Annotated in this window: 1 protein-coding gene; it reads right to left on the bottom strand. The window is 46.7% G+C overall.

Annotated features, from left to right (window positions below; all coding sequences use genetic code 11):
* Window positions 1-36: 36 nt before the first annotated feature.
* Complete coding sequence (tuf, locus tag ACT3SX_RS15150; RefSeq protein ID WP_192520999.1) at window positions 37-1,227, bottom strand: elongation factor Tu; 1,191 nt, start codon at window positions 1,225-1,227, stop codon at window positions 37-39.
* Between the last annotated feature and the right edge of the window lie 18 nt (window positions 1,228-1,245).

The raw sequence follows: 1,245 nt of genomic DNA, 5'->3' as shown, positions 1-1,245 counted from the left end.
TTAACCTACATCAGCATACACTGATGGGATTAATCATTAGTCAAGTACGTTAGCAACAACACCAGCGCCTACAGTACGGCCGCCTTCACGAATTGCGAAGCGAAGACCTTTGTCCATAGCGATTGGGTGGATAAGCTCTACGCCCATCTCAACGTTATCACCAGGCATTACCATTTCAGTACCGTCTTGTAATTGGATTGCGCCAGTTACGTCAGTGGTACGGAAGTAGAACTGTGGACGATAGCCGTTTAGGAATGGTGTGTGACGACCACCCTCTTCTTTTGACAGTACGTATACTTCTGCGTCAAACTTGGTGTGAGGTGTGATGGTACCTGGCTGAGCTAGTACTTGGCCACGTTGTACGTCTTCACGTTTAGTACCACGTAGTAGTACGCCACAGTTTTCGCCTGCACGACCTTCGTCAAGCAGTTTGCGGAACATCTCTACACCAGTACAGGTGGTTTTTTGAGTGTCACGGATACCAACGATTTCGATCTCGTCACCAACTTTTACGATACCAGATTCAACACGACCTGTTACTACGGTACCACGACCTGAGATTGAGAATACGTCTTCGATTGGCATTAGGAATGCTTTATCAACGTCACGCTCTGGCTCTGGGATGTAAGTGTCTAGTACTTCTAGTAGTTCTACTACGGCTGGTTGGCCATATTTGTCTTCTGAGCCTTTTAGGGCTTCAGTTGCTGAACCTTTGATGATTGGAGTGTCATCACCTGGGAAGTCATAGTCGTTCAATAGTTCACGAACTTCCATTTCTACTAGTTCTAGTAGTTCTTCGTCATCTACCATGTCACATTTGTTCATGAATACGATGATGTATGGTACGCCAACCTGACGTGATAGCAAGATGTGCTCACGAGTTTGTGGCATTGGGCCGTCAGTTGCTGATACAACTAGGATTGCGCCATCCATTTGAGCGGCACCAGTGATCATGTTTTTAACATAATCGGCGTGACCTGGGCAATCAACGTGAGCGTAGTGACGAGTAGCTGTGTCATATTCTACGTGTGAGGTGTTGATGGTGATGCCACGTGCTTTTTCTTCTGGTGCTGAGTCAATAGAAGCGTAGTCTTTGGCTTCGCCACCTGATGTGATTGCTGCTACTGTTGCGATTGCAGCTGTTAGTGTTGTTTTACCGTGGTCAACGTGTCCAATGGTACCGACGTTGACGTGTGGCTTGTTGCGTTCAAACTTGGCCTTTGCCATGGGTATTTCCTCTTTTTT

Source organism: Psychrobacter sp. AOP31-B2-9 (assembly GCF_052378005.1).
Taxonomy (GTDB): Bacteria; Pseudomonadota; Gammaproteobacteria; order Pseudomonadales; family Moraxellaceae; genus Psychrobacter.
The sequence above is the reverse complement of the archived record's forward strand: the minus strand, read 5'-3'. Positions and strand labels throughout refer to the sequence as shown.